Origin of the sequence: Rhizobium sp. BK008, assembly GCF_014197345.1 — a bacterium.
GTDB classification, from domain to species: Bacteria; Pseudomonadota; Alphaproteobacteria; order Rhizobiales; family Rhizobiaceae; genus Rhizobium; species Rhizobium anhuiense.
The window spans coordinates 280,574-306,916 of sequence record NZ_JACIFK010000003.1; the positions used below are offsets into that span (position 1 = coordinate 280,574).

The 26,343-nt window shown below is 63.1% G+C and carries 22 protein-coding genes; 11 read left to right on the top strand and 11 right to left on the bottom strand.

The window, feature by feature from the left end; genetic code table 11:
• Nucleotides 1–6 precede the first annotated feature (6 nt).
• The 5 genes from FHT69_RS16045 (at nucleotide 7) to FHT69_RS16065 (ending at nucleotide 5,419) form a co-directional block, all read left to right on the top strand.
• A complete protein-coding gene (locus tag FHT69_RS16045) occupies nucleotides 7–1,281 on the top strand; it encodes an ABC transporter substrate-binding protein (RefSeq protein WP_097596073.1) in 1,275 nt (424 codons plus the stop codon).
• Between the two features lie 72 nt (nucleotides 1,282–1,353).
• Entirely contained in the window at nucleotides 1,354–2,205 is an 852-nt protein-coding gene (locus FHT69_RS16050) for a carbohydrate ABC transporter permease (protein WP_047614591.1), read from the top strand.
• A complete protein-coding gene (locus FHT69_RS16055) occupies nucleotides 2,202–3,059 on the top strand; it encodes a carbohydrate ABC transporter permease (RefSeq protein WP_127429864.1) in 858 nt (285 codons plus the stop codon). The genes FHT69_RS16050 and FHT69_RS16055 overlap by 4 nt, the downstream gene beginning before the upstream one ends.
• A 13-nt stretch (nucleotides 3,060–3,072) precedes the next feature.
• Nucleotides 3,073–4,131 carry an ABC transporter ATP-binding protein gene (locus FHT69_RS16060; RefSeq protein WP_047612080.1) on the top strand — a complete coding sequence of 353 codons (1,059 nt, stop codon included), beginning with the start codon at nucleotides 3,073–3,075 and terminating at the stop codon, nucleotides 4,129–4,131.
• Nucleotides 4,132–4,150: 19 nt separating this feature from the next.
• Complete coding sequence (locus FHT69_RS16065; protein ID WP_127429865.1) at nucleotides 4,151–5,419, top strand: MGH1-like glycoside hydrolase domain-containing protein; 1,269 nt, start codon at nucleotides 4,151–4,153, stop codon at nucleotides 5,417–5,419.
• Between the two features lie 13 nt (nucleotides 5,420–5,432).
• Here FHT69_RS16065 and FHT69_RS16070 read toward each other — a convergent pair whose 3' ends face one another.
• From FHT69_RS16070 to FHT69_RS16105, 8 genes are all read right to left on the bottom strand, one after another.
• Nucleotides 5,433–8,060: an AAA family ATPase gene (locus FHT69_RS16070; RefSeq protein WP_183905610.1), complete on the bottom strand. Its 2,628-nt coding sequence runs from the start codon at nucleotides 8,058–8,060 to the stop codon at nucleotides 5,433–5,435.
• Complete coding sequence (locus tag FHT69_RS16075; RefSeq protein ID WP_183905611.1) at nucleotides 8,057–9,181, bottom strand: exonuclease SbcCD subunit D; 1,125 nt, start codon at nucleotides 9,179–9,181, stop codon at nucleotides 8,057–8,059. The genes FHT69_RS16070 and FHT69_RS16075 overlap by 4 nt, the downstream gene beginning before the upstream one ends.
• A 278-nt stretch (nucleotides 9,182–9,459) precedes the next feature.
• Nucleotides 9,460–9,939, bottom strand: a complete 480-nt coding sequence (locus FHT69_RS16080) for an MEKHLA domain-containing protein (RefSeq protein ID WP_164735881.1) — start codon at nucleotides 9,937–9,939, stop codon at nucleotides 9,460–9,462.
• 133 nt (nucleotides 9,940–10,072) lie between these two features.
• Nucleotides 10,073–11,263: a M20 aminoacylase family protein gene (locus tag FHT69_RS16085; protein WP_183905612.1), complete on the bottom strand. Its 1,191-nt coding sequence runs from the start codon at nucleotides 11,261–11,263 to the stop codon at nucleotides 10,073–10,075.
• 70 nt (nucleotides 11,264–11,333) lie between these two features.
• A complete protein-coding gene (locus tag FHT69_RS16090) occupies nucleotides 11,334–12,113 on the bottom strand; it encodes an amino acid ABC transporter ATP-binding protein (protein WP_028757324.1) in 780 nt (259 codons plus the stop codon).
• Nucleotides 12,110–13,039 carry an amino acid ABC transporter permease gene (locus FHT69_RS16095; RefSeq protein WP_183905613.1) on the bottom strand — a complete coding sequence of 310 codons (930 nt, stop codon included), beginning with the start codon at nucleotides 13,037–13,039 and terminating at the stop codon, nucleotides 12,110–12,112. The genes FHT69_RS16090 and FHT69_RS16095 overlap by 4 nt, the downstream gene beginning before the upstream one ends.
• Complete coding sequence (locus FHT69_RS16100; protein ID WP_047612092.1) at nucleotides 13,036–13,926, bottom strand: ABC transporter substrate-binding protein; 891 nt, start codon at nucleotides 13,924–13,926, stop codon at nucleotides 13,036–13,038. The genes FHT69_RS16095 and FHT69_RS16100 overlap by 4 nt, the downstream gene beginning before the upstream one ends.
• Before the next feature lie 73 nt (nucleotides 13,927–13,999).
• Entirely contained in the window at nucleotides 14,000–14,962 is a 963-nt protein-coding gene (locus FHT69_RS16105; protein WP_183905614.1) for a nitrate ABC transporter substrate-binding protein, read from the bottom strand.
• Nucleotides 14,963–15,062: 100 nt separating this feature from the next.
• Between FHT69_RS16105 and FHT69_RS16110 the strand changes: the two genes are divergently transcribed.
• The gene (locus FHT69_RS16110; protein WP_183905615.1) at nucleotides 15,063–16,388 is read left to right on the top strand and encodes a PLP-dependent aminotransferase family protein; all 1,326 of its coding nucleotides are present in this window, start codon (nucleotides 15,063–15,065) and stop codon (nucleotides 16,386–16,388) included.
• Between the two features lie 21 nt (nucleotides 16,389–16,409).
• Here the strand turns inward: FHT69_RS16110 and FHT69_RS16115 are convergent, their stop codons facing one another.
• Both FHT69_RS16115 and FHT69_RS16120 read right to left on the bottom strand, forming a co-directional pair.
• The gene (locus tag FHT69_RS16115; protein ID WP_008536437.1) at nucleotides 16,410–17,132 is read right to left on the bottom strand and encodes a response regulator transcription factor; all 723 of its coding nucleotides are present in this window, start codon (nucleotides 17,130–17,132) and stop codon (nucleotides 16,410–16,412) included.
• Between the two features lie 13 nt (nucleotides 17,133–17,145).
• Nucleotides 17,146–18,384 (bottom strand): sensor histidine kinase, encoded by a 1,239-nt coding sequence (locus tag FHT69_RS16120; RefSeq protein ID WP_183905616.1) that lies wholly within the window; start codon nucleotides 18,382–18,384, stop codon nucleotides 17,146–17,148.
• 280 nt (nucleotides 18,385–18,664) lie between these two features.
• Between FHT69_RS16120 and FHT69_RS16125 the strand changes: the two genes are divergently transcribed.
• The 5 genes from FHT69_RS16125 to FHT69_RS16145 all read left to right on the top strand — a co-directional run bounded on the left by FHT69_RS16125 (nucleotide 18,665) and on the right by FHT69_RS16145 (nucleotide 24,025).
• The gene (locus tag FHT69_RS16125; RefSeq protein ID WP_097542561.1) at nucleotides 18,665–19,681 is read left to right on the top strand and encodes an ABC transporter substrate-binding protein; all 1,017 of its coding nucleotides are present in this window, start codon (nucleotides 18,665–18,667) and stop codon (nucleotides 19,679–19,681) included.
• 72 nt (nucleotides 19,682–19,753) lie between these two features.
• Nucleotides 19,754–21,205, top strand: a complete 1,452-nt coding sequence (locus tag FHT69_RS16130) for a sugar ABC transporter ATP-binding protein (protein ID WP_127429872.1) — start codon at nucleotides 19,754–19,756, stop codon at nucleotides 21,203–21,205.
• On the top strand, nucleotides 21,202–22,149 hold the full coding sequence (locus tag FHT69_RS16135) for an ABC transporter permease (RefSeq protein ID WP_097596066.1): 948 nt from the start codon (nucleotides 21,202–21,204) through the stop codon (nucleotides 22,147–22,149). The genes FHT69_RS16130 and FHT69_RS16135 overlap by 4 nt, the downstream gene beginning before the upstream one ends.
• Complete coding sequence (locus FHT69_RS16140; RefSeq protein WP_047612104.1) at nucleotides 22,146–23,096, top strand: ABC transporter permease; 951 nt, start codon at nucleotides 22,146–22,148, stop codon at nucleotides 23,094–23,096. The genes FHT69_RS16135 and FHT69_RS16140 overlap by 4 nt, the downstream gene beginning before the upstream one ends.
• Nucleotides 23,097–23,110: 14 nt before the next feature.
• Nucleotides 23,111–24,025: an SMP-30/gluconolactonase/LRE family protein gene (locus FHT69_RS16145; RefSeq protein WP_097596067.1), complete on the top strand. Its 915-nt coding sequence runs from the start codon at nucleotides 23,111–23,113 to the stop codon at nucleotides 24,023–24,025.
• A 153-nt stretch (nucleotides 24,026–24,178) separates the two neighbouring features.
• Here the strand turns inward: FHT69_RS16145 and htpG are convergent, their stop codons facing one another.
• On the bottom strand, nucleotides 24,179–26,071 hold the full coding sequence (gene htpG / locus FHT69_RS16150; protein WP_183905617.1) for a molecular chaperone HtpG: 1,893 nt from the start codon (nucleotides 26,069–26,071) through the stop codon (nucleotides 24,179–24,181).
• Nucleotides 26,072–26,343 lie beyond the last annotated feature (272 nt).

Sequence of the window (26,343 nt, forward strand, 5' to 3'; positions counted from 1 at the left end):
GAGAAGATGAAACATATCATGTCATTTGGAATTCTGGCTTCCACCGTGCTGGCCTTCGCCTCGCCGGTGCTTGCCCAGACGGTGTTCGTGTCCACCCAGCTTCGCCCGATCGAGGAGGCGACGGTTGTGCGCGAGGAACTCCTGAAGGACGTCGGCGCGGTTGATTACGTGGTCGAAGAGCCGCCGCAGTTTGCTGTCCGCATGGAAGCCGAGCGCCAGGCCGGCAAGCGCACCGTCAGCCTCGTCGGCGCGCTGCATGGCGAGCTTTCGCCGCTCGCCGACAAGGACACGCTCGAACCGCTCGACGATCTCGCCACGAAGCTGGCAGCGAGCGGCATGCCGCAGTCGCTGCTCGATCTCGGCAAGCTCGGCAAGTCCACCCAGCAGTACATTCCGTGGATGCAGGCGACCTATGTGATGGCCGCCAAAAAGGAGGCGCTGCAATACCTGCCTGATGGCGCCGACGTAAACGCGCTGAACTATGACCAGTTGATCGCGTGGGGCAAGAATATGCAGGAGGCGACCGGCCAGCCGCAGATCGGCTTCCCGGCCGGCCCGAAGGGGCTGATGGCGCGGTACTTCCAGGGCTATTTCTATCCATCCTTCACAGGGGGTGTCGTGCGCACCTTCCAAAGTGCGGACGCCGCGGCCGGCTGGGAGAAGCTGAAGGCGCTATGGACCTATGTGACACCGAACTCGACCAGCTACGACTTCATGCAGGAGCCGCTGGCTGCCGGCGAAGTCATGGTCGCCTGGGACCATATCGCCCGACTGAAGAATGCCATTTCCGCCGCACCGGATGATTATGTGGTCTTCCCCGCTCCCGCGGGTCCCAAGGGCCGCGGCTACATGCCAGTCGTTGCTGGTCTCGCCATTCCGAAGGGCGCGCCTGACAAGGCCGGCGCAGAAAAAATCATCGAGCACCTTTCCATGCCGGAGACGCAGTTGCTGACCGCCTCCAAGGTCGGCTTCTTCCCGACCCTCAGCGTCAAGCTGCCGCCGGATCTCGATGCCGGCGTCGCGCTGCTCGCCGGGGCGGTCACGGCCACCCAGGCTTCCAAGGACGCGGTCATCTCGCTGCTGCCGGTCGGCCTCGGCGACAAGGGCGGCGAATTCAACAAGGTCTACATGGACAGTTTTCAGCGCATCGTGCTGCAGAACGAGCCCGTCGCAGACGTGCTGAAGGCCCAGGGCGCCACGATGGCCAAGCTGATGACCGACACAAAGGCTGCCTGCTGGGCTCCCGATGCCAAGAGCGACGGCCCCTGCCCGGTCGAATAAATCCGCCCGCGACGCGTCCGGGCGAAATGCCCGGGCGCTCTTTCAACCCTCTGCTCGTCGAGGCGGAAGCCGATGACCAATAGCCGACCTTGGATCCCCTATCTGCTGATCCTGCCATCCGTCGCCTTTCTGGCGCTGCTGTTCGTCATGCCGCTGGTGCAGACGATCTGGCTGGCGGTTTCGGACAATGGCGCGCCGTCGCTGGCGAATGCCGAGCGCATGGTCACCGACATCAATTTCACCCGCTCCGTGAAGAACACCTTCCTGCTGACGATCGCGGTCGTGCCGGTGCAGATCGCCATTGCGCTTGCCATGGGCACGATGGTCGCCAAAGTCGGCCGCGGCCGCGAGACGATCCTCTGGATCTGGACAATCCCGCTCGGCATTTCCGATCTCGCCGCCGGTCTCGTCTGGCTGTCGATCCTGCAGAATACCGGCTATCTGAATTCGCTGCTCTTCGGCCTCGGCATCATCGGCAGGCAGGCAAGCTGGCTTTCCTACCAGACGCCGGTCGCGCTCTTCATCGCCATTGCGGTTGCCGAAATCTGGCGCGGCACGGCCATCGTCATGGTCATCATCGTCGCCGGCCTGAACCAGGTGCCGAAGGAATTCAAAGAAGCCGCCGAAATCTTCGGGGCTGGTCCGTGGACGCGCTTCTGGCGCATCACCCTGCCGCTGATCCGCCCCGCCCTGCAATCGGCGCTGATCCTGCGCACCGTGCTCGCCTTCGAGGTCTTCGCGGTGGTCTATGCGCTCGGCGGGCGCAATTTCCCGGTCCTCGTCGGTGAGGCCTACAACTGGCAGAACCAGAACCAGAACTACAGCGTCGCTGCCGCCTATGCGGTGCTGATCATGATCATCTCGCTCGCCGCCACGCTCATCTATCTGAAGGCCTTGAAGGTCGATCCGGAGCGCCTGCCATGACCACGGACACCATCAGCGCGGCCGCAGACACACCCAAAGCCGCCGGCTTCATCTCTTCACAACGCTGGCTGCTCTGGAGCGGCATTGCCGCACTCTGCGCCTGGGTGCTGGTGCCGATCTATCTGGTGGCGCTCGGCGCACTCGGCGGTCGCCAGGGCGTCTATGTCTGGCCGAAGACCGGCCTTCCCACCGGTCTATCCCTCGAGCCCTTTTTTCTCTTCCTGAAGACCGAAGGCGTCGTCCAGTCCTTTCTCAACTCGCTTGGTGCGGCCGGCATCACGGTGGCGCTTTCGATCCTGCTCGGCGCGCCGGCCGGTTACGCACTCGCCCGCTACGATTTCCGCGGCAAGGACAGTTACCGCCTTCTGGTGCTGCTGACCCGCGCCTTCCCGCTGGCAATCCTGGCGCTGCCGCTGACCGTCTCCTTCATCCGGCTCGGCCTTTACGATACGATCGTCGGCGTCGGCCTCATCCATACGGTCCTGGCGCTTCCGTTCGCCGCGCTCGTCACCCAGGGCATTTTCCTCGGCGTGCCCAGAGAGTTGGAAGAAGCCGCCTGGGTGTTCGGCTGCACCCGCATCCAGGCCTTCTTCAAGGTGGTCGCGCCCCTGGCTTTGCCCGGCATCGTCGCGACAGCGGTCTTTGCCTTCGTCATCTCGTGGAACGAGGTCTTTGCCGCGTCGGTGCTGACGGTGCGCAACCGCACGCTGACCGCCTACCTGCTGACGGTGCTCTCGGAAAGCCCGATGCACTACCGCTTTGCCGGCGGCCTGATGCTCATCCTTCCCTCGGTTGTCTTCATCTTCGCGGTCAGGCGTTACCTCTTCGCGATCTGGGGCATTTCCTCCAAATAACGGGACCATCGACATGGCCAATATTGTCATCGACCGCATCCGCAAAAGCTTCGGAGCCTTCCAGGCGCTGAAAGAGGTCTCGCTGACGATCAACGACGGCGAATTCGTCTCGCTGCTCGGTCCGTCCGGCTGCGGCAAGACCACGCTGCTGCGCATCATCGCCGGCCTCGAGACCGCAACATCAGGCGATGTCCGTATCGGCGACAAGTCGGTGATCGGTCTACCGCCTAAGGATCGCGGCCTGGCGATGGTCTTCCAGAACTACGCCGTCTTTCCGCATATGACGGTCTATGAGAACGTCGCCTTCGGGCTGCGGATGCAGAAGGCCGACGACACCAGGGTGAAGGCGCAGGTCGAAAAGGCCGCCGGCCTGTTGCATATCGAGCAATATCTCGACCGCTACCCGAACAAGCTTTCCGGCGGCCAGCGCCAGCGCGTCGCGGTCGCTCGTGCCCTTGCCGTCGAACCGAAGGTTCTCCTGATGGACGAGCCGCTTTCGAACCTCGATGCGCTGCTCCGCCTCGAAATGCGCACGGAACTCAAGACCGTGCTGCAATCGGCGGGGACCACGACGATCTACGTCACCCACGACCAGACGGAAGCCATGGGCCTTTCCGACCGCATCGCCGTCATGCATGGCGGCGTGGTCGAACAGGTCGGCCATCCGGTCGAGATCTACAATCACCCGGCAACACGTTTTGTCGGCGGTTTTATCGGCAATCCGCCGATGAACTTCATCAAGGTGCCGGTTTCGAACGGCCAGGTGGCGGCAGGGTCCGAGCAGTTTGCAGCGCCTGGGGAATCCGGCAATGAAGTCATCCTTGGCCTGCGTGGCGAGGCCGTCGAACTCGCGCCGTTGCCGCAGGGTCTCGAAATGAGAGTGCGCGTTGCCGAGCCGATGGGCTCGCATCTGCTTCTGACCGGTTCGATCCACGATCAGCCGGTCCGCGTCATCCTGCCGGCCTCGGAAACCGTGAAGAGCGGCGAGACGATTGGCCTGAAGCTCGACCAGAAGCGCATCACCTGGCTTTCGCCCGAAAGCGGCAAGTCGTTTCCGGCCGTCTTGGCCTGAGAATACCGGAGTTCCCGAAATGAACATGCATGTCGACCAAGCCAAGCGCATCCTCGCCGCCAACGATCGCGGCGGCTATACGGTGCCGACCGACCGGCTCTACCCTTTCCAGTGGAACTGGGATTCCGCCTTCGTCGCCATGGGCTTCGCGCTCTACGACACCGACCGCGCCTATCGCGAGCTGGAGCGGCTGGTCGAGGGCCAGTGGGCGGACGGGATGATCCCGCATATCGTCTTCCACGCCCCAAGCGAAACCTATTTTCCTGGACCGGATGTCTGGCGCACGAAGCACACGATCGCGACCTCCGGCATAACCCAGCCGCCGGTCTTCGCGATCGCACTGCGCAAGCTGCATGAAGCCGCCGGCAAGGGTGCCGAAGCCCGTACCCTGCCACTTTACGAAGCGGCGCTGAAATGGCACCGCTGGTGGTATTCCGCCCGCGATCCCGATGGCACCGGCTTGGTCGCGCTGCTGCATCCCTGGGAAAGCGGCAGCGACAATTCTCCCGCCTGGGACATCGCGCTCGCTCGTGTACCCACCACCACCGATACCCCTGTCGTGCGCAAGGATACCGGCCATGTCGATGCCGACATGCGTCCGCGTGACGAGGATTACCGCCGCTTCATTCATCTGGTCGATACCTATGCCGCCTGCGGCTGGGATCCGGCGAAACAATGGGAAAAGGCGTCCTTCAAGGTCGCCGAGATCCAGACGACCGCTATCCTGCTCAAGGCCGGCGAAGACCTCGAGCACCTTGCCCGGCTGTTCGACCGGACCGAGGACGCGATCGAGACCGCTGCCTTCAACAACCGCACTCGCAAGGCGATCATGGCCCAATGGCGGCCGGACCTCGCGCGCTTCGTCTCGCAAGACTTGATCTCGGGAGAAGATGTCGAAGCGGCGACGCAAGCCGGTTTCATCCCCCTCCTCTCACTGGATCTCGACAAGCAGATTGCCGACGCGCTGGTTGCGGAAATGAAGGCCTGGTCGAAGGATCTCAAGGTCGCCTTTCCGACGACGAAGCCGGGCATCGCCAGCTGGGAGCCGAAGCGTTACTGGCGCGGTCCCGCCTGGGCAATCATCAACTGGCTTCTGATCGACGGATTGAAGCGCAACGGCCACACGGCTGTCGCCGAAAAGCTGCGGCGATCCACGATCACAGCGATCGAAACGGAAGGTTTTGCAGAATATTTCGACCCGGTCACCGGCCAAGGCTGCGGTGGCCTCGGCTTTTCCTGGACGGCTGCCGCCTATCTGTGGCTTGAGCGACGCGTCGGCGTTACCTGAGCATCGATCTCGATCAATCCGGCTGCCATGGCTGCATGGTCAGCACGTTTCCGCCAAGCTTGGCGAAGGCGCGTTGGCGACAGGAGAAGACGAGGATCTGCTGGTCGCGCGATTGGCGGTGCAGCGCATCGAACATCCGCTCGATCCGGTCGTCGTCGGAATAAACAAGCGCATCGTCGAGGATGACAGGCGCCGGCCGGCCGTCGCGGGCAAGCAGCCGGGCGAATGCAAGGCGGGTCAGCACCGAGAGCTGCTCCCGCATGCCGCCGCTCAACCGATCGACATCCTCGTCCTGGCCGTTGCGGCGCACGATCTGCGGTAGCAGCGTGTCGCCGTCGAAGGTGATCGAGATATCGTCGAACAGCAGGCCGAGCAGCGGGGCGAGTTCGTTCATGACCGGCTTGAGATAGAGGTCGCGCGCCGCCGCCCGCGTCGCCGTCAGCGCCTTGCGCAGGCGATCGAGCACGCCGACCTCCGTCTCGAAACGCTTCACCTGCTCGCGCGCCGCTGCAAGCAAATCCCGGCTTTCCAACCAGTTTTCTTCTACCGCGCTGTCCGAGCGGGTGCGGATCTGACCGCCGAGATCGGCAAGCTCCTCGCGAAGCCTGGCAATTTCGCGTCCTGCGGCGTCGGCAACCGAGCGCGCCCGGGCAAGGGCGGCCTCTGCGCCTGCGAGGTCCCGCGCTGTCCGGCGCAAAGGTCCGGCCCGGAGCTCGACCGCATCGAACCGCTCTTTGGCGCTGGACAATTTTACGGCAAGGTCCTGTTGCACGGCATTTCGGCCGGCTTCGGGACCGATGATCGCCTCGATGGCCTCGAGTTCCTGACCAAGCCTGGCGTGCTCTGTCTGCGCGCGCAATATCGCCTCGCCGGCCTCGGTGCGCATCACCGATGCCTCCCGCGCCCGGTTCCGCGCCAGTTCGATGCGCCGCGTCGCATCCGCGAGACGGGCGCGCACCTCTTCCGGGTCGGCGTCGAGTTCGATCGGACCCTGGCTGAGTTCGGCAAATCGGGCGGCGTCGAGGTGAAGGGCGTCGATGCCCTTCGGGGCGAGATCGGCGAGCCGCTGGCGCGCCCGCACCAGCTCCTCGTGTTTGCTCCGCGCGGCAATGTCGCGCTGCCGCGCCGCGAGCAGACTGTCGACACCGAGCTTGGCAAGCAATGTTTGGCGGGCGGATTGCGCGGTCTCCAGCGCTCCGTCCTGCTCAACCTGCCGGCTGGAATGAATGGTCAGGGTGCCGACGCCTGCTATGTCGAGCCTCGCCATTCCGGCAAAGCTCCTATCCTCGCCCCCAGGCAAAGGCTGGTGGTCCATGCTCACCGATCCGGAGGCGTCTTTCAGGTAGTCGATCCGGAGCGTGGGAAGGTCGACTTCGGCGGCTGCGCGCAGTCCAACGATCTTGAGATCCACCGCTTCGAGCCGTTCGATCCCATCGGCTGGAATGGCGAGCAATGCATGCGCCGCCTCCCCGTCCTCGATCTGCTGCCGCGCCGCTTCCGCCTGTTCGAGACGCAGACGAACCTCGGCCAGACGCTCGGCGGCGTGGCGCGAACGCAGTGCCGCCTCCAGCCGCGCGAGTAATTCGCGGTTGACCCGCTCGTCTTCTTCGGCCGCCTGCACCTCCGCCGTTGCGGCCTCGCTTTCAACAAGCGATGCCGTGCGTCGCTCGGCTGCATTGGAAAGCTCGTTCGCCGCCAAGGCGAAACGCCGCGCGAGTTCGCCGCTGCGGTTCAATGCGGCCTGGAAGCGCTCATATGCCTGCTGCGCCTCCTCGCGGCGGCTGGCGGCCAAGGCAGCCTCGGCATCGAGCGCCTTGAGTTCCCTCTCGTGCAGCTTGGCGGCTTCGAGCACCGCCTCGGCATTGGAAATAGCCGCCTTCCGGCCGGCCTCCTCGTCCGGATTTTCCAACTCGTTCAGTCTCGCCTGCACTGAGCGGCGGCGGTCGAGCGCGCCGTGCAGCATCTCCACCTCCTTGGCCAGCCGCGCCTCCTCCTCCTGCAGCCGGTCACGCTCCTCGAGAGCGGCGGCAAAGCGGCCTCCGGTCTTCGGCCGGAGCGTCGCGGTGACCAGGCGATTGAGTTCTTCCTCACAGGCTTCAAGCACCGCCGACATGCGCCGTCCGCCGGTCAGCGCCTCCACTTCGCCCTGCACCGACGACAGCAGGCTTTCGCGCACCCGCTTGTCGTTTTCTTCCTCACTCTTGCTGCGATTTTCGATGCCGGTGACGCCCTGGCGCACCCAGAGCAGGCCTGCCGGGCCGGAGGTTCCACCGGAAATGAGATCGCCGATGAAAGCCTCGGCTTCGTCGGCCTGAGCGACGAGCCGACCGCTGCCGAGATCGGTGACGCTGGCGCGCCGTCCGCCATAGAATTGCTTGGTCAGGCGGTAGCGGCCGGCGTCGATCGTGATATCGGCCTCGACGATCGGATTGCCGCCGCTATAGGGACGCAGCATCTGCACGTTCTTTGGCGTGCCGCTGTGCGGCTGGAAAAACAGGGCATGCAGCGCCTCGAAACAGGTTGATTTGCCATGTTCGTTGGCGGCGCTCAGCACATTGACGCCGTCGGTGATTCCTTCGACTGATATGCCGCGGCCGGCAAAGCGTTTGACATTGTGGAGGCGAAGGGCGGTCAGTTTCATCGATCGATCGCCTCGCAATAAGAAAACAGCCGGATCAATGCTTGACGCGCCACGGTCCTGTCGTCGCCGGAACGGGCCTCGTCGAGGCTTTCGGCAAGCAGCAAGTCCGCAGCATCGCGCAGCGCACCGGCTCGGTCGATGGTCTCGAGATCATCGCTCTCGCAATCGGTCCCTAGGAGGTCGGTATCGATCTCCAGATGTGCAAATTCCGGCGCGACCTGCTCCAGCAGGCTGATCATTGCCGTCCGCCCGTTCAACCGGGCACGGCCGGACAGCGCGACGCGCAACAGGGTTTGTCGCCGCGCGAACGGTTCCGGCAATGCGGCCTTCAGCGCTTCAACACCGTCTTCCGATGCCAGCAGCGGAAGCTGCAATGTCTGCCAGGAAAAGCTGGCGGTCGTCACCGCCGTCGTTGTCGGCATCGCCCCCTGTCCGGCAATGGAAACGACCATCGCCTGCCCTGGCCGGTCATGCTTGAAACGGTCCGGCTCGGGAGCGCCGCTGTAATATGTTCTGGCGTCCACCGCCACCAATCCGTGCCAATCGCCAAGCGCCATATAGTCGAGGCCGGCCAACGCCGCGCGGTTCGGCGCAATCACGTTCGTGGCCGTGGCATCCTCCGAAAATTCCTGGATCGGGCCATGGGCGAGGCCGATGCGGATAGCGCCGTCCGGCGTGTCGGCACCGGTCATCCATTCGGTCAGGTCGCGGCCCGGCCTCCTGGTCGTGCAAGGCGCCGGCAGCAGGACGACGTCAGGTCCAAGCGCAAGGGGTGCTGCTTCCGTCGCCAGAATGACATTGTCGGGCAACACGCCGCGCGCCGCGCTCCAGAGCTGGTCCGCCAGCAGCGAATCGTGATTGCCCGGAAGCAGGACCCAGCGCAGCGGCGTATTCCGGGCCATCTCGCCAAGCGCCTGCCGAAGCACGGCGGGTGTCGGCGTCTCGGTATCGAATGTATCGCCCGCCAGCAGGACAACGCCCGCCCCATGCTCTCGCGCCGCATTGGCAAGCCTGGTGATCACGCCATGCCGGGCCTCACGCAGGCGCCCTCTCAAATCCTCCGGAAGATTGCCAAATCGCTTGCCAATATGAAGGTCCGAACTGTGCAGAAAGGAAAACATTAGCCAGCCATGTCTACGATGTGCCGCGAGCTTCCCAGCATGGCCAAGGGCTTCGCCCGCAGTGTCGTGATTCCGTTGTTCAGGGACAGACCATGCCTCCCGATAACTGGCGAGGCAAGCTTATCCTGGACAAACGCACTGTTATCCAATGCTTGTCTAACTCTCAGCGATATACGACATCGCATTGCCCAGCCGCCACCGTCCCTTGTCCGCTATTGTCAGCTGCCAACAGCGACGGAATGCCGGCGTTGAGGAACCTGGTCGAACACCACCAGCGCTCAGCTCACCTGCTCGTCCTGCCAGGAATCGAACGTTGCCGCCTGACCGTGACGGCGTCCGTTGCGGTCGACGAGATTCCAGACGATGGCTTTCTCGATATAGAAACGCCGCCCTGACTTGGCGATGCGAAGTCCGCGGTAGTCGGCGATAAAGCCGTTGGCTGCCACGGCATTCAGCAATCTCTCGCGCTCCGCACGGTCCGGCGCCTCTGCGGAAAGACGCGACGGCAAAGTGATGAACTCGTCCCATGAATATTCAAAGCAGGCCTGGGCCGCACGGTTGGCGTAGATGAAGCGTGGATCGGCTTCGGTGTTGTGAGCAAGGACTACGGCCGGCGACGTGTGGTAAAGCCATTCGGCCCCTTGGCCCTCCGGCGCCAGGCGGCGTCCGACGCTTCGTTCGAAGCTTTCCGCCATCAGGGCGTAAAATTCGAGATCGCAGGACAAGTCGAGTCCGGCGTCGTGATAGTTGGCAATCATGCTGCGCATCCTGGATTGCGACGAGAGATCCTGAAGGGATGTTCTCGCATGAAAAAGGACTAGGAAATCCTTTCGCGCTACAAAAAAGTGCAAGCTCCAAATGGGACGCCGTAAAAGCTGGGCAGCCGGGATTTCAGGTGTCGTCCCGGAGGTAACGCTCCGCGAGCCTTGCCCACATTGCCGCACCGACCGTCAGGCTGGCATCGGCGAAGTCATATTTGGCACTATGCAGGATGGCGGAATTCATGCCGTTGCCGAGGCGCAGGAAGCTGCCCGGCTTATGCTCGAGAAAGTGTGAAAAATCCTCGCTGCCGGGAATGAGCGGGCAGGTCGCGACCTTGTCTTCGCCGATCAGTTCGGCCGCGACGATGCGGGCAAAATCCGTCTCGGCAGGCGAGTTGACGACGACAGGATTGCCGCGATCATAGTCGATCTCGATCAAAGCACCGTGACCCTCGGCCACCGAGTGGGCAAGCTTGGTGATGCGCTCCTGTAAGAGATCGCGAATGCCAGGTTCGAAGGAGCGCACGCTCAAGGCGAGCTTGGCATATTCCGGAATGACGTTGACGGCATCGCCGGCATGGATGGTGCCGACGGTGATGACCGCCGTCTGGGTTGGATCCAGGTTGCGCGAGATGATCGTCTGCAGCGAGACGACGAGGTTGCACGCCACGACCACCGGATCGATGGTCAGGTGCGGCCGTGAGGCATGGCCGCCCTTGCCCTTGATGGTAATCTCGACGGTATCGGACGCCGCCATCATCGGGCCGGATCGCAGCAGGATGGTGCCTTCGGGAGCACCAGGATGATTGTGCAGGCCGAAGATGGCGTCGAACGGAAACCGCTCGAACAGGCCGTCGGCGATCATCGCCTGGGCGCCGCTATTCTTGCCCGCCTCTTCCGCCGGCTGGAAAATCAGCGTCACCGTGCCGTTGAAGCGACGGGTGCGGGCAAGATATTCGGCCGCCCCAAGCAGCACAGTGGTGTGGCCGTCATGGCCGCAGGCATGCATCTTGCCGGGCGTGCTGCTGGCATAGGGAAGTCCGGTTGCCTCGATGATCGGCAATGCATCCATATCGGCGCGAATGGCGATGCCCTTGTTACCCCGGCCGGCGCTGAGCCGCGCGACGACGCCATGGCCACCGACATTGCGGGTCACATCATAACCCCAGCCTTCCAGCTTTTCTGCGACATAACGCGCCGTTTCCGCCTCTTCGAAGGAGAGTTCCGGATGGGCATGCAGGTACTGGCGGGTCGCCTTCAACTCCGCTTCCATGGCTTCGAAATCGGAAAGGCGGGCATAGGCATTGTCGAGCGTGGGCATGAAAACATCCAGTATTGATCGAAAGAACCGTTGCTCCGGCCCGAGGGTCGAAGCAACCGACTGACATCGCTCAGAGAAAACGGGCGAGAAAGGCCTGGGTCCGGGGATGTTGCGGATTGCCGATGACATCCTCTGGCTTGCCCATCTCGACGACATTGCCGCCGTCCATGAACACCACCCGATCGGCCGCCTCGCGGGCGAAACCGATCTCGTGGGTAACGACGATCATGGTCAGGCCCTGTTTGGCGAGATCGCGCATGGTGGACAGGACTTCGCCGACGAGCTCCGGGTCGAGCGCAGAGGTGGGTTCGTCGAACAGCATCAGCTTCGGCTTGATCGCAAGCGCGCGGGCGATGGCGACGCGCTGCTGCTGACCGCCGGAGAGCTGGCGGGGATAGCTCCCCGCCTTTTCCGACAGGCCGACCCGCTCCAAAAGCCGCATGGCGTTCTCGGTCGCGGCCTTGCGGCTTTCTCCGTGCACGCCGACCGGGGCCTCGATGATGTTCTGCAGCACCGTCATATGCGGATAGAGATTGAACTGCTGGAACACCATGCCGATCTTGCGCCGCTGATGAGCGATCCTGTTGCTGGACAGCTTTTCCAGCCGGTCCTTGCGCAGGCGATAGCCGATCTGTTCGCCATCGACTTCGATGAACCCTTTATTGATCGCTTCGAGATGGTTGATGCAGCGCAGGAAGGTCGATTTTCCCGAGCCGGACGGGCCGAGCACGACGACGACTTCACCCGGCATGACGTCGAGGTCGATCCCCTTCAGCACTTCGAGCTGGTCGAAGGACTTGTGGACGTTGCGGGCTCTGACGAGCGGCTTTGCAATCGCGGCGGCGGTCAATGGCTTGCCTCCTCGACAAGGGTCTCGGATTTGGCGGCGACGGCATTGTTGCGCCGTTCGCTGCGGCCGTAATAGGCCTCGATATAGCTCTGGCCGAGATTGAGGATCGAGGTGATGAACAGGTACCAGAGGACCGCGACAAGCAGCATCGGCACGATCTCGAAGGTGCGATTGTAGATCGACTGGACGGAATAGAGCAGATCGGCCATGGCGATGACGCTGACGAGCGAGGTCGCCTTGATCATGCTGATCAGCTGGTTGCCCGTCGGCGGCACGATCGAGCGCATCGCCTGCGGAATGATGATCCGCCACAGCGCCCTGCCCTTGGTCATGCCGAAGGCTTCCGCCGTCTCGAACTGGCCGCGATCGACCGAGAGCAGGCCGCCGCGAATGATCTCGGCCATATAGGCCGCTTCGTTCAAGGCAAGACCGACGATCGCCGCCGTCATCGGCGTGATCACCGAATTGGTCTCCCAGCTCGCCAGCGTCGGGCCGAACGGAATGGCGATCGAAAGTTCAGGAAAAAGGGTCGAGAGATTGTACCAGAAGATCAGTTGCACCAAGAGCGGCGTGCCGCGAAAGAACCAGATGAACTGCGATGCCAGCGACTTTGCGAGCCGGTCGTTCGACAGCCGGGCGATTGCCAGCCCGAGGCCGAGAACGATGCCGATGGCCATGGCGATCACAGTCAGACCCAGGCTGACATAGAGGCCGCTGATGACAGTCGGATCGAAGAAATAGGCCGCGACGACGGGCCAGCCGAAATTCTCGTTATGGGCGACGATCCACAGGAAGTTCGCGGCAATGAGGAGCACGGCCATCCAAAGGACGAGCCGACCCGTTCGAAAGGGCTTGTGGGCGTACGCAACGTCCCGGAAGTCCGCACCGCCCGAAGGCGATGCGGCAGTCACGCCGTGATTGCTCATTTCGGCAGGGCTCCACCAAGATTGAGGCCGGGCTGCTTGATCATGTTGTTCTCAAGACCCCACTTCTTCATGATGGCGGCATAGGTGCCGTTATCCATCAACGCCTTGATCGAGTCGAGTAGAACGGGGCCGAGCGGCGAGCCTTTCGGCACGACGGCGCCCTGATAGAGGTCGTCGAAGCCGTTCTTCTGGCCGACGCCGCTCAGTTCCAGCTGGCCGTTTGCCTGAGACACGAAATAGGTCAACGGCGCCTGCGACGAGAAGAAGGCATCGGCGCGTTTGGAGCGGACCGCCAGGATCGAGCTCGGCTGGTCGGTATAGGACTGCACTTCGGGCGCGGGCTTGCCTGCCGTCTTGCACTTTTCGACCTGGGCCTGGATCACCTTTTCGGCGGAGCCGCCGGCCATGACGGCGATGCGATTGCCGCAGGCGCTGTCGAGCGAAGCGATGGCCTTCGGATTGCCCTTCTGGACGGAGAAGACCACGTATTCCTGAACCCAGTCGACGAAGTCATTGGCCTCTTCACGGGTCTTGAAGTCACCGATCGGGCCGAAGGCGAACTGGTATCGGCCGGAATTGATGCCGGCGAGCAATGCGGTCAGTCCGCTGACGGTTTCGTGCTCGATCGTGACGCCGAGCATCTGGCCGATCGCATCGGTCAGATCGGCGCTGGCGCCGGTCAGTTCCGTGCCGGTGACGATCTCATAGGGAGGAAAAGAACCGTTGTTGACGGAGATCATCTTGCCGTCCGTGCGGATCTTCTCCGGCAGGCGAGCGCGAAGCGCGTCGTTGACGGTCTGCTTGGCAACGGCGGACTCCTCGGCGAAGACCGACGTCGTCATCATCAGGCCCATCAGGGCGGCGGAAGCGATCAGTTTCGAATGCATGTCATTCCCCTTTTTTGGTTTTGCGAAAATGTTAATCAACGTCGAGGCCTGTGACGAGTTTCGCTGGCCTCGTTCATCGGGCCTTGGCGTGCCACGGAAACAGCTCGGCCGGCGTCAAACGGCGCGGCATGATCTTCTGTTCGTAAAGTTCCTCGGCAAAGTCGGCGATCATCGCCTCGTTCTCGGCAAGCCCGCTGACGTTCCAGTTCGGCGGCAGATCGGCCGCGCAGCGGCGCAGTTCGTCGATCATCCAGGGCGTGGTGTCGGCATATTTCTCACGCTTCTCCAGCCAGAGACGCTGGGACTCGTCGATCAGCCCGCTGAGTTCATCCATGATCCAGGGATGCTCCCTGACGATATCAGCCTTGAAGCCGATCAGATGCATGCCCGGGACGTAACCGACCTCGTGGAAGTAGGCGACTTCAGCGGCGCGGAAATCATCCAGCACTTGGCGCAGGGGCGATTCCTGATCGAAAAAACCCTTCGGCATGAAAGGCGTGAAGACGGCATCCAGCCCGCCATCCAGCAAGAGATCGACCATCGGGCGCTCGCCGGGGACCGCCTCGATGCGGCCGGGCCGTCCAAAACCATCGAGCCGGTCGGCGATCGGATGGGCCTCCGTCAGGCGTCCGGCATACCACATGGCATCCTCGACTCCGACGCCTTCGCGGCGCAGCGCGGCCCGGGTCCATGTATTTCCGGAGTCGCGCCAGCCAGTCACCCCGATCTTCTTGCCGGCCAAATCGGACAGCGTGCGGATCGGGCTGCCCTTGGCGGTGATGATGCAGCGATGGCGGAAGCCGCGCATGATGAAGTTCGGCATGCCGAATATCCGATCATCGCCGTCATGACGCATCTGCGAATAGCGGCTGAAGGACATTTCCGCGGCGTCATGAGCCTGGTCATCGCCAAGGCTGGAGACCAGCGTGCCGACGCGATCCACTTTGATGTCGAGACGGGACGAACTGACATCGCCGAGAACAAGCGGCGTCATGTAATCCCAGTCTCTGAGGGCGATGCGAAGCGTCACAGGCATGCAAAAACTCACTGAAATGGCTCGACGAGCGGGAAATTAAATGTTCAAAATGGTGAGTACAAATGTTATTACGTTATTGAACATTTAAAGTGAGAGAAAAATGGGCGATACGATCGAAGCCTCCTGGTTTGCCGAAAAAATAGCCGATCGCAGCATGCGGGGGATTGCCCTCGAAACGAGTGCACTGATCCGCGCCGGTGCCCTGCCGGTCGGCACGCGCATGCCGGCGATTCGCGATATCGCCTACGAATTGCGTGTCAGCCCAGCGACGATCTCCCAGGCCTGGAGCGAATTGCGGCGGCAGAAGATCATCAGCGGCCGGGGGCGCAACGGCACCTGGGTCAGCGGCGACCGCTTTGTCGCCAGGCCGGAGCGTCTTGCGAGTTCGGGAAATTATGCCGCTGGTGTGCTCGACCTCACCTTGGCCGGGCCGGATGCTGCACTTCTTCCCCGCCTTTCCGAAGCAATGGCCTATGGCGCGTCAGCCGCCGACCTCAACAGCTATGAGCGCAGTCGTATCGTGCCGGAGCTGAAGGACGCCGTTTCTGTGCGATGGCCCTATGAGGCGGAAGCCTTTCTGGCCACCAATGGCGGCTACAACGCCGTCTATACGGTGTTGCATGCGCTGGTCTCTCCGGGTTCGTCGGTCGCGATCGAACATCCGACCGCGATGCGGCTGCTCGATATCCTGGAAGATCTCGGGGGAAAAATCATCCCCGTCGCCTGCGACGGCGACGGCCCCTTGCCGGATTCGCTGCGCGAGGCGTTGCAGCAACGGCCGGCGGCCTTCCTGTTCCAGCCGCGGCTGCATTCCGTGACCGGCACGACGGTCAGTGCATCCCGCCTCGATCAACTCGGAGATGTGCTGGAAGGCAGCGATACGCTTGTCATCGAGGACGATGGCGTCGGCGACGTGTCGGCAGCGCCTCCGCATTCGCTGGGTGGCCGATTTGCGGAGCGGACGATCCATATCGTCTCACTCTCGAAAAGCCTCGGTCCGGATCTGCGTCTCGCCGTCCTGTCGAGCTCCGCGCCGATCGTCGACCAGATCCAGTCCTACCGTTCCTTCAGCGCCGGCTGGACCAGCCGCATCCTGCAGAGTGCCGCCGCCTGGCTGTTGCGCGATCCCGCAACCTGGCGGCTCATCGGCGAGGCGCGCGCGATCTATCAGCAGAGGCGCGACGCTCTTGCCGACGCACTCTGCGAACGGGGAATGGCGATACCGCCAGGCCAGGGCCTGTGCCTGTGGGTGCCCGTCGTCTCCGAACCATTCGCGATGGTGACGCTCGCCGCACGCAATATCGCCGTCAATCCGGGCAGCAAATTCTCCGTCCTGCCCAGCAATCATATTCGCGTGGCGACCAGCACGCTTGTGGATCGTTGCGAGGAAGCTGCCGACGCGATCGCGCTGGCGCATGCGCCGTGAAAGGCAGACGCCGCGGGGACACTACTTTCCGTCAAGCCACTCCTGCAGCTCTGCCTCCGCCCGCTCCAGTGCGCTGTAATTCAGCAGTTTGCGCAGGAAGGCGACGGTGACGGCGCGGGCGCGCAGATTGAAGCGGCCGTCCTCGTGGTCGTCGCCGGCGCTCTGGTAGACGTCGAGCTTGTCGTAGAGCTGTTGCAGGCGGTTCTGCACGCTGCGCAGCGACAGACCCCGGCGTTTGGCGATGGCCCGGTCGGTGAGGCCGAGCGCGATATCGACGAGGATCTCATATTCGGAATCGGTGAAGCCGTTCGTCTGGCCGAGGCTCTTCTGCTGCAGGCCCCGCACCTCGCGGTCGATGACGCACTGGCTCTCGATGAAGATCGAACGCAGCGCAAGCTTCAGCCGCTCGTCGGAGGCGGATTTCAGCACATAGCCATAGGCGGCGCCATCCGGCACGATGCGCGAGACGCCGCGCACATAGGCTTCGTCCGAATAATTCGACCAGAACAGGATGCGGGTCTCCGGCCGCTCCTTCCAGATGGTGCGCGCCGCCTCGATGCCGTTGCGGTTCGCCATCTGCAGGTCCATGACGATATGTGCCGACTTGTGGTCGCGGGCGAGCTTCTCGCCGACGGTTCCGTTCTCCGCCTCGATCACCGTGTCGCATTCCGGCAGGGCCGCGTTGACGGCCTCGTGCAGATAGGACCGGTGCAGCGGGTCGTCCTCGACGATCAGAACTTTCATCGTGCCCTTCTCCTCAGTTTGGCCCGTTCGCCGGGTCGTGTGGGCCAAGCGGCAGCACGACACGCACCACGGTGCCGCGATTGTTGTGGCCAGGCCCGGTGGTGAAGCGCGCCGAAATCAGCCGCGCCCGGGTCTTCATATTGTCGATGCCGCCGCCGATCCGTCCCCGCGCCTTGGCGAGCCCGGTTCCGTCGTCAAAGATTTCGATCGACAGCCGTTCGTCGTCGGCCTCGAGCCGCACCGTGACGGTGAGCGGAGCGGCATGGCGCACCGCATTGTTGATCGCTTCCTGGGCGATGCGAAACAGCGCGACGCTGACGGTCGGCTCCAGTCGTTCCAACGCGCCGTGGGTCTCGTCGATGAGGCCCCATTCGATGGCCGATCCGGTGTCGCGGGTCGACCGGTCGAGATGATGCTCGATCGCCTGGGCGAGGCCGAAGAGCTGGAGCACGGAGGGTTTCGCCTGCTCGATGATCTGCCGCAGATCCTGCATGCAATGCTGGAGTGAACGGGAAACGGGCTCCAGTGCCTCGGACGCCACTTCGCCGTTGCGCGACAGCCGATCGATCCGCCGGGCAAGCCGCGTCAGGTCGGCAAGCGTCTGGTCGTGCAGGTCCATGCCGATGCGCTGGCGTTCCTGCTCCAGGGCTTCGGTAAGCTTCAGCGCACCTTGCCGCAATCCCTCCTCGCGGGCGCGGGCTTCGGCCTCGACGATGGCCGAGCGTTGCGCCTGCTCGGCCGCCTGCAGCGCGAAGAAATAGGGCGTCAGCAGGTCGGCGATGATGCGGGCGCGTTCAATATCCTCCATCGTATAGACGCCCGCCCGGTGCGACGAACAGGACAGTGCCGCGATGATCGTGCCCTGCACCTTCATCGGCACATGCAGGCGGCTCCTCAGCGATTGTTCGACGATCGGCCGCTTGAACGCACCCTCGAAGTGGAAACGCGGATCCGTCATGGCGTCGTCCGCCAGCAGAAAGTCCACCTCGCCCCGGAGCAGCGAGCGGATGGGGCTGTTGACGACGGGCGCGCCGGCCAGATCGCCCCAGGCGGTCTCGATCCCCGTCTCGTAGGCCGTGTGGTAATTGCCGCCCTCCAGCAGCACGCAGACATCGAGATGGTCGTGCGGGATGATATGGGCGACCTCGGCTGCGACGGAACGGATGGCCGAGCGGAAATCGAGCTGGCCCGCGAGCAGCCGGGAAATGCCGAGATAGTGGTCGAACATGGCTGCGGGTGAAAGATGCAGCATCGTCAGTTCCTCCCCGAGATGCCAGCAGGCTCCTCAACCCGCCGCGATCCCTTCCCAGTAAGCGCCCGCGGAAGGGCCGCCGTCTTGCGTAAACCCGCAGCTTGTTGCGCAAAACCCGCAAACGACTTGCCGCCTTGACACTGTACAGGCCGATCGATCTCCCGCATCCTGCCCTTACTGAGAGGAGGAAGCTCAGTGCAAGAACAATTTTCACTCGGGCCCGATTGGGCCGGCAGGAGTGAAGCGATCCGCCGCCGGCGCGATCATCAGGGAGGAAGACATGACAATCCGCAAGATGTTTCTGGCATCGGCCGCTATTGCTTGCGCCGCGATGCCCGTTTCCGCCTTTGCCGACACGTCGGCCAAGAAAATCGCCCTTTCCAACAACTATGCCGGCAACTCGTGGCGCCAGGCCATGCTGACGAGTTGGGGCAAGGTGACGGGCGAGGCCGTGAAGGCCGGTACCGTTGCCGCAGCCGACCCCTTCACCACTGCCGAGAACCAGGCGACGGAGCAGGCCGCGCAGATCCAGAACATGATCCTGCAGGGCTATGACGCCATCGTGCTGAACGCCGCCTCGCCGACGGCGCTGAACGGTGCGGTCAAGGAAGCCTGCGACGCCGGCATCACCGTCGTTTCCTTCGACGGCATCGTGACCGAACCCTGCGCCTGGCGCATCGCCGTCAACTTCAAGGAAATGGGCCGCAGCGAAGTCGAGTACCTGTCGAAGAAGATTCCGGACGGCGGCAACCTGCTCGAGATCCGCGGCCTTGCCGGTGTCTTCGTCGACGACGAGATCTCGGCCGGCATTCACGAGGGCGTCAAGCAGTTCCCGCAGTTCAAGATTGTTGGCTCCGTTCACGGCGACTGGGCGCAGGACGTGGCGCAGAAGGCTGTTGCCGGCATTCTGCCGAGCCTGCCCGACATCGCCGGCGTGGTGACGCAGGGCGGCGACGGTTATGGCGCCGCACAGGCGATTGCCGCGACCGATCGGAAGATGCCGATCATCATCATGGGCAACCGCGAAGACGAGCTGAAATGGTGGAAGGAGCAGAAGGACGCGAAGGGCTACGAGACCATGTCCGTGTCGATCGCACCCGGCGTCTCGACGCTCGCATTCTGGGTGGCGCAGCAGATCCTCGACGGCAAAGAGGTGAAGAAGGACCTCGTCGTGCCCTTCCTGCGCATCGACCAGGACAATCTCGAAACCAACCTCGCCAATACCCAGGCCGGCGGCGTCGCCAATGTGGAATACACGCAGGCGGACGCAATCAAGGTCATCGAGTCGGCAAAGTAAATCTCCCGACGACTGCCGCGCGGCCGCAATTGGCCGCGCGGCATTCTTTGCGAAGCAGGCATGGCGGGCAGCATGGATGAGGTTTTGAAGGCGGTGATCGCCGTCGAGGGCGCCAAGGTGAGCTTCGGCGCGGTCAGGGCACTCGACGGCGTGACCCTCCGCGTCATGCCGGGCGAATGCGTCGGGCTGGTGGGACACAATGGCGCCGGCAAGTCCACCATCGTCAGCGTGATCAACGGCGGCCTCACGCCGCAAGAAGGAAGCGTGGCGAGCGACGGCGAGCGGCTGGAGCGCTACGGTATCAACGCGGCGCGTGCCCGCGGCGTACGCTGCGTCTTCCAGGAGCTATCGCTCTGCCCAAACCTTTCGATCGTCGAGAACACGCGTATCATGCATCGCCATCTCGGCGGCTTCGGCTGGCGCAGGCGCGCCGCAGAGATCATCGAGAAAAGCCTCGATGCCGTCTTTCCCCGCCACGGCATCGACAGCAGCCGGACTGTGGGCGATCTTTCGATCGCCGAGCGGCAGATGGTCGAGATATCAATGGCCTTTTCCGACGCCGGCATTGCGCCGCGTCTGGTGATCCTCGACGAACCCACTTCGTCGCTCGATGCAAGCCTTGCCCGGCAGATGCTCGATCATGTCCGCCGCTTCATCGCCACGGGCGGGTCCGTCATCTTCATCTCGCATATCCTGCACGAGATCCTCGAAACCTCCGATCGCATCGTCGTCATGAAGGACGGCCGTGTCGTCGCCGAGCGCCCGGCGCAGGGCTTCGACCATCACGGCCTGGTGGAAGCGATGGGCACCGTTGCGAAGGAGGAGACCAAGCAGCGCTCGGCGCGCGAACACTCCACCGCCCCGCTCATTCTGTCCCATCAGGCGAAAGGCCTGCCCTTTGCGGCGCGCAAGGGTGAGATCATCGGACTGGCGGGTCTGGCCGGCCACGGGCAGACCGAGCTGCTGCTCGCCCTGCATGCCGCCCAATCCGGCAATTGGCTGCCGGAGCGCGATCCGCTCGTCACCTTCGTCGCCGGCGATCGACGCCTCAACGGCGTCTTCGAGCTGTGGAGCATCCTGCGCAATTTCTCCATCGCCTCGCTCGGTGACCTCTCCCGGCGCGGCCTCATCCGCGCGGGCGAAGAGGAGACGAAGGGCGCTGACTGGAAGCGGCGGATCGAGATCCGCACGCCCGATATGGACAATCGCATCCTGTCGCTTTCCGGCGGCAACCAGCAGAAGGTGCTCTTTGCCCGGGCGTTGGCGACACGCGCGCCTGTCGTCTTGATGGACGATCCGATGCGCGGCGTCGACGTCGGCACCAAGCAGGAGGTCTACGCGATCATCCGCGAGGAAGCGGCGCATGGCCGGACCTTCATCTGGTACTCGACCGAAATGGACGAGGTCCGCCTCTGCGACCGTGTCTATGTCTTCCGCGAAGGCCGCATCACGGCCGAACTTGCCGGCGACGCCGTCAACGAGAAGAATATCATCGCCGCCTCCTTCGAAGGGGTCGCCGCATGACGGTCCGGCTGTCGTCCGACGCGATGCGTCTTGCCATTCCCGCCTTGTCGCTGACGCTGCTGCTTGCCGCCGTCTTCTGGCTGCAGCCGCGCGCCATGAGCTATGTCGGACTCAACCTGCTGTTCAACCTGGCTGTGCCGATCGCGCTGGCGACGATCGCCCAGATGATCGTGATGGCGGTGAACGATCTCGATCTCTCGATGGGCACATTCGTCAGCTTCGTCGCCTGCGTCACCGCAACCTTTTTGCGGGATGCTCCCGTGACCGGCGTGCTGATCCTTGCCGGGGCGATCGCAACCTATGCGGCCCTTGGCGTCGTCATCTATCTGCGCGACCTGCCCTCCATCGTCGTGACCCTCGGCATGAGCTTCGTCTGGGGCGGCCTTGCCGTATTACTGCTGCCGGCGCCGGGCGGGCAGGCGCCCGATTGGGTACGCTGGCTGATGACCGTCAAGCCGCCGCTGGCGCCGATGGCGATCGTCGCCAGCATCGTCATCGCCGTGGTTGCCCATCTCCTCGTCATGCGCTCCTCGCTCGGCGTGCTGATGCGCGGCATCGGCGGCAACCAGCGCTCGGTCGAGCGCGCCGGCTGGTCGATCGTCGCGGCGCGCGCCGCCGCCTATGGCCTTGCCGGACTCTTCGCTGTGCTCGCCGGCATAGCCCTCGTCGGCCTGACCACCTCGGCCGATGCCAATATCGCGCTGCGCTACACGCTGCTGTCGATCGCCGGCGTGATCCTCGGCGGCGGCGAGTTCATCGGCGGCCGCGTCTCCCCGATCGGCGCCGTCATCGGCGCGCTGACGCTGACGCTCGCCGGCTCGTTCCTGTCCTTCCTGCGGATCTCGCCGGACTGGCAGATCGGGGCGCAGGGCGCAATCCTGATCATCGTGCTTGGACTTCGTCTGATGTTGAACCGCCTGGAAAAGCGGGAGAAGCGCCGATGACCCCTCTCCTTCGCCTCTTTCGCAAACCGTGGATCTGGTCGTGGCTTGCCGCCTTCATCGTCTGGTTCCTGACGATCATGGTGACGCTCGGCGCCAGCACGCTCGGCCTGTCGCAGGCAGCCCTCACCTTCGCGGCCTTCTCGGTCATCGTCGGCATCGGCCAGATGTTCGTCATCACGCTCGGCCCCGGCAATATCGACCTCTCGGTTCCCGCCACCATGACGCTTGCCGGCACGGTGGCGCTGAAGCTGATGAATGTCGAAAACGGCATGATCCTGCCCGGTCTTCTCGTCGCCATCGTCATCGGCCTCGTGGTCGGCCTCGGCAACTATGCGCTCATCAAGGCGCTGCGCATTCCGCCGATCATCGCCACGCTGTCCATGAGCTTCATCGTGCAGTCCGCCGCGATCTGGACGAACCGGGGACTGCGCATCAAGCCGCCGAGCATGCTGGCGGAATTCACCACGTCGCACACGCTCGGCGTGCCGAATGTGGCGATCGTCGCACTCCTCATCTCGCTGCTGGCCTGGTTCCTGCTCGAGAAGACCATCTATGGGCGCTGGATCTCGGCGATCGGCCAGAGCATGCCGGCAGCCCGCATGGCCGGCATTCCGGTCGACGGCACGCGTTTCGTCACCTACCTCTTCTGCGCCGTTCTTGCCTCGGTCGCGGGCTATCTGCTGGCGTGCTTTTCCGGCGGCGCGGCGCTCAACATGGGCTCGGAATATCTCTTGATGTCGATCGCCGTCGTCGTGATCGGCGGCACGGCGGTCGCCGGCGGCGATTCCAACGTGCCGGGGATCTGGGGCGCATCGCTCTTCATGTTCCTGGTCGTCTCCATGCTCAACACCTACGGGCTCGGCGCAGGCATCCGCCTGATCATGACCGGCCTCATCATCATCAGCGTCATCATGCTCGCCGGCGGCCGCCGGGCCGGCATGCGATAATTGGGAAGACCACCATGGCCGAGGCCAGCATCTACGAAATTCACGACCCGCGCTTCCGGCAGTTGATCGTCACGAGCGCCGGCCTCGACGAACTCTATTCCGGCTGCCGCTGGGCGGAGGGGCCTGTCTGGTTCAACGACGCGAACCAGCTCTTATGGAGCGATATTCCCAACCAGCGCATGCTGCGATGGACGCCGGAGAGCGGCATCTCCGTCTATCGCCAACCCTCCAACTTCACCAACGGCCATACACGCGACCGGCAGGGACGGCTGATTTCCTGTGAACATGGGACGCGCCGCGTCACCCGCACCGAGGTCGACGGCTCGATCACCGTGCTCGCCGATCGTTTCGAGGGCGCCAGGCTCAATTCGCCGAACGATGTGGTGGTGAAATCGGACGGCTCGATCTGGTTCACCGATCCCACCTACGGCATCATGTCGGACTATGAAGGCTATCGCGCCGTGCCGGAGCAGCCGACCCGCAACGTCTACCGGCTCGACCCGGCGACCGGCGCGCTTTCCGCCGTCGTCACCGATTTTACCCAGCCGAACGGCCTTGCCTTCTCGCCCGACGAGACCATTCTCTACGTCGCGGATTCGGCAGCCAGCCACGACGAAAACCTGCCGCGCCACATCCGCGCCTTCGACGTGGTCGACGGCGCAAGCCTCGCCAACGGCCGCGTCTTCTGCCAGATCGACACCGGCATCCCGGACGGCATCCGCACCGATATGAACGGGAACCTCTGGTCGAGTGCCGCCGATGGCGTCCATTGCTTCGACCCCGCAGGCAAACTGATCGGCAAGATCCGCATCCCCCAAACCGTCGCCAACCTCACCTTCGGCGGGCCGAGACGCAACCGGCTGTTTATTGCGGCAACACGGTCTGTTTATGCGGTGTACGTTGCCGTGAGTGGGGCTCAGATGCCGTGAGGGTTTGGCCTTGGCCGGATTTGAACCGCGGACCCTCAGTGACGACGCTCGCGGCTAGCCAGTTCTTTGTTTTAGGCTACTATCTTATCTCTAACCTGACCAGCATATGACGAGGCCTCAGGCGATCGCCCGAGGCCCGATAATATCAGGCGACTATGTGTTCTGCGCCATCGCCAATGCGAAAAGCCTGGCTTGTCTCTCAGCAAACGCGCGCGGGTTTGTTGGCCTGTCGCCGTCCAAGATTCGCGCTTCATCGAGGAGAAGCCAGGCAGCATCTTCCCGAAAGGCCTGGTCTTTCATCGCGGCGATGGCCTTCACCAGACTACTCTGCGCATTGACCTCGAGGACCGGTTTCGATGCGGTCTGTAGCCTGCCTGCCCCCTGGAGTATTTTCTCGAGTTGTCGATCCGGGCCATGTTCAGAGGCGACAAGGCAAACCGCACTCTCGGTCAATCGGCCAGAGACGCGGACATCGGCGACTTCCTGCCCAAGGAACCCTCGAGCAAAGTCGATAAACGCGGCAACTTCCGGAGAGGCTTCATGCTTGTCGCCGCCGCCCTCATCGTTGCCAGCTATGTCGTCCAGATCGGACAGGCCCTGCGTGATCGATTTGAACGGCTTGCCTTCAAAGTCCCGGGCATTTGTCGTCCAGAAGCTATCGACGGAATCTGTGAGCAGGAGGACTTCGATCCCCTTGGCGCGGAAGCCTTCGAGCTGTGGCGATGCATTCAGTTGATCAAGGGAAAGGCCCGTGATGTAGTAGATCGCCGATTGCCCCTCTTTCATGTCACGCAGGTAGTCGGCCAGACTGCGCGTTGCCTCGTTCGACGCGGTGCTGCGGAAACGAGACAGCCTGAGCAGCTGGGAGCGGCGTTCAAAATCGTCGTAGATCCCCTCCTTGACGATTGCCCCAAATAGATCCCAGAATTTACCGAACGTCTCGGCATCACCCTCGCCCATCTTTTCCAGCGCCGTCAGCACGCGACTGGTGACACCTTTGCGGATGGCGGCAAGGATCGGGCTATCCTGGATCATCTCGCGCGAGATGTTCAGCGGCAGATCCGACGTATCGACGATACCTCGCACGAAACGCAGATAGCGTGGCAGCAACTCTGCTTCATCGGTGATGAAGACGCGCTTCACGTAGAGTTTCATGCGACCGTGACGATCTGCATCGAAAAGATCGAACGGCTGCGAGCCGGGTATAAAGGCAAGCGCCGTATATTCATGGCGGCCCTCGGCGCGGAAATGGATATTGGTCAGCGGCTCGTCGTACTGGCCGGATACACCGCGATAAAAATCGTCGTAATCCTGCTTTGATATCTCGCTCTTGGGCTTGGTCCACAGCGCCGCACCATCGGTGACTTGAGAAGCCTCGGCACCTTCCTTCTCCGCGAGGCGGATGGGAACCGGCACATGGCCGGACTGGTCGCGGATGATCTTTTCGACCGTCCATTTGCTGGTATATTTTTTTGCGTCGTCCATCAGATGCAGCACGACACGCGTTCCCGTGACGGGCGCTTCGCTGAGGTCAACAGCCACGATCTCATAGCTGCCCTTGCCATCGGACGACCATTTCCAGGCTTGCTCCTCCCCGGCGCGCCGGGAGATTACATCGACCTTGTCGGCAACCATGAACGAAGAATAGAAACCAACGCCGAACTGGCCGATCAATTCGGCTTTCTCCCCCGCTTTGGCCGCCTCCAGCCGCTCCATGAAAGCGCGAGTTCCAGACCGCGCGATCGTGCCGAGCGCGTCGATCATCTCGTCGCGGCTCATTCCGATGCCATTATCCTCGACGACAAGGGTCGAAGCCTCATCATTGAGCGTGACCCGAATTTCCGGCTGAGCTCCATCTGTCGAGAGCTGCGGCCGGGAAATCGACTCGTAACGCAGCTTTTCGCAGGCGTCCGCCGCGTTGGAAATCAGCTCTCGGAGGAAGACGTCCTTGTCCGAATAAACCGAGTGCACCATCATGTGCAGCAGCCGGCTGACATCAGCTTCGAATGCATGTTGTTCAGGCTGCCGTTCTTGTACCGTGGTCATCGATAATCCCCATTTCGCAGAAACCGGGCGTCAGATGGTTTCCGTGCCGGTAAATGTCAAGCGGTGGCGGCGGGTAACATTATCGGTCGCCAGCGATGGCCTATCCTGCACCGTGAACCTACCAGTTCGCGCCGTTGCGCAATGGCGCGCGAGACCCGCGAGCGCTCTACCTTGACATCTTCGCTCTTGAAGAGATTCGAACTGTGGCAGCAGATCGCCGCGCAATTGGTCCATTCGATCAACTGAAGGGCCGACCACCCCAAAACCAAGAC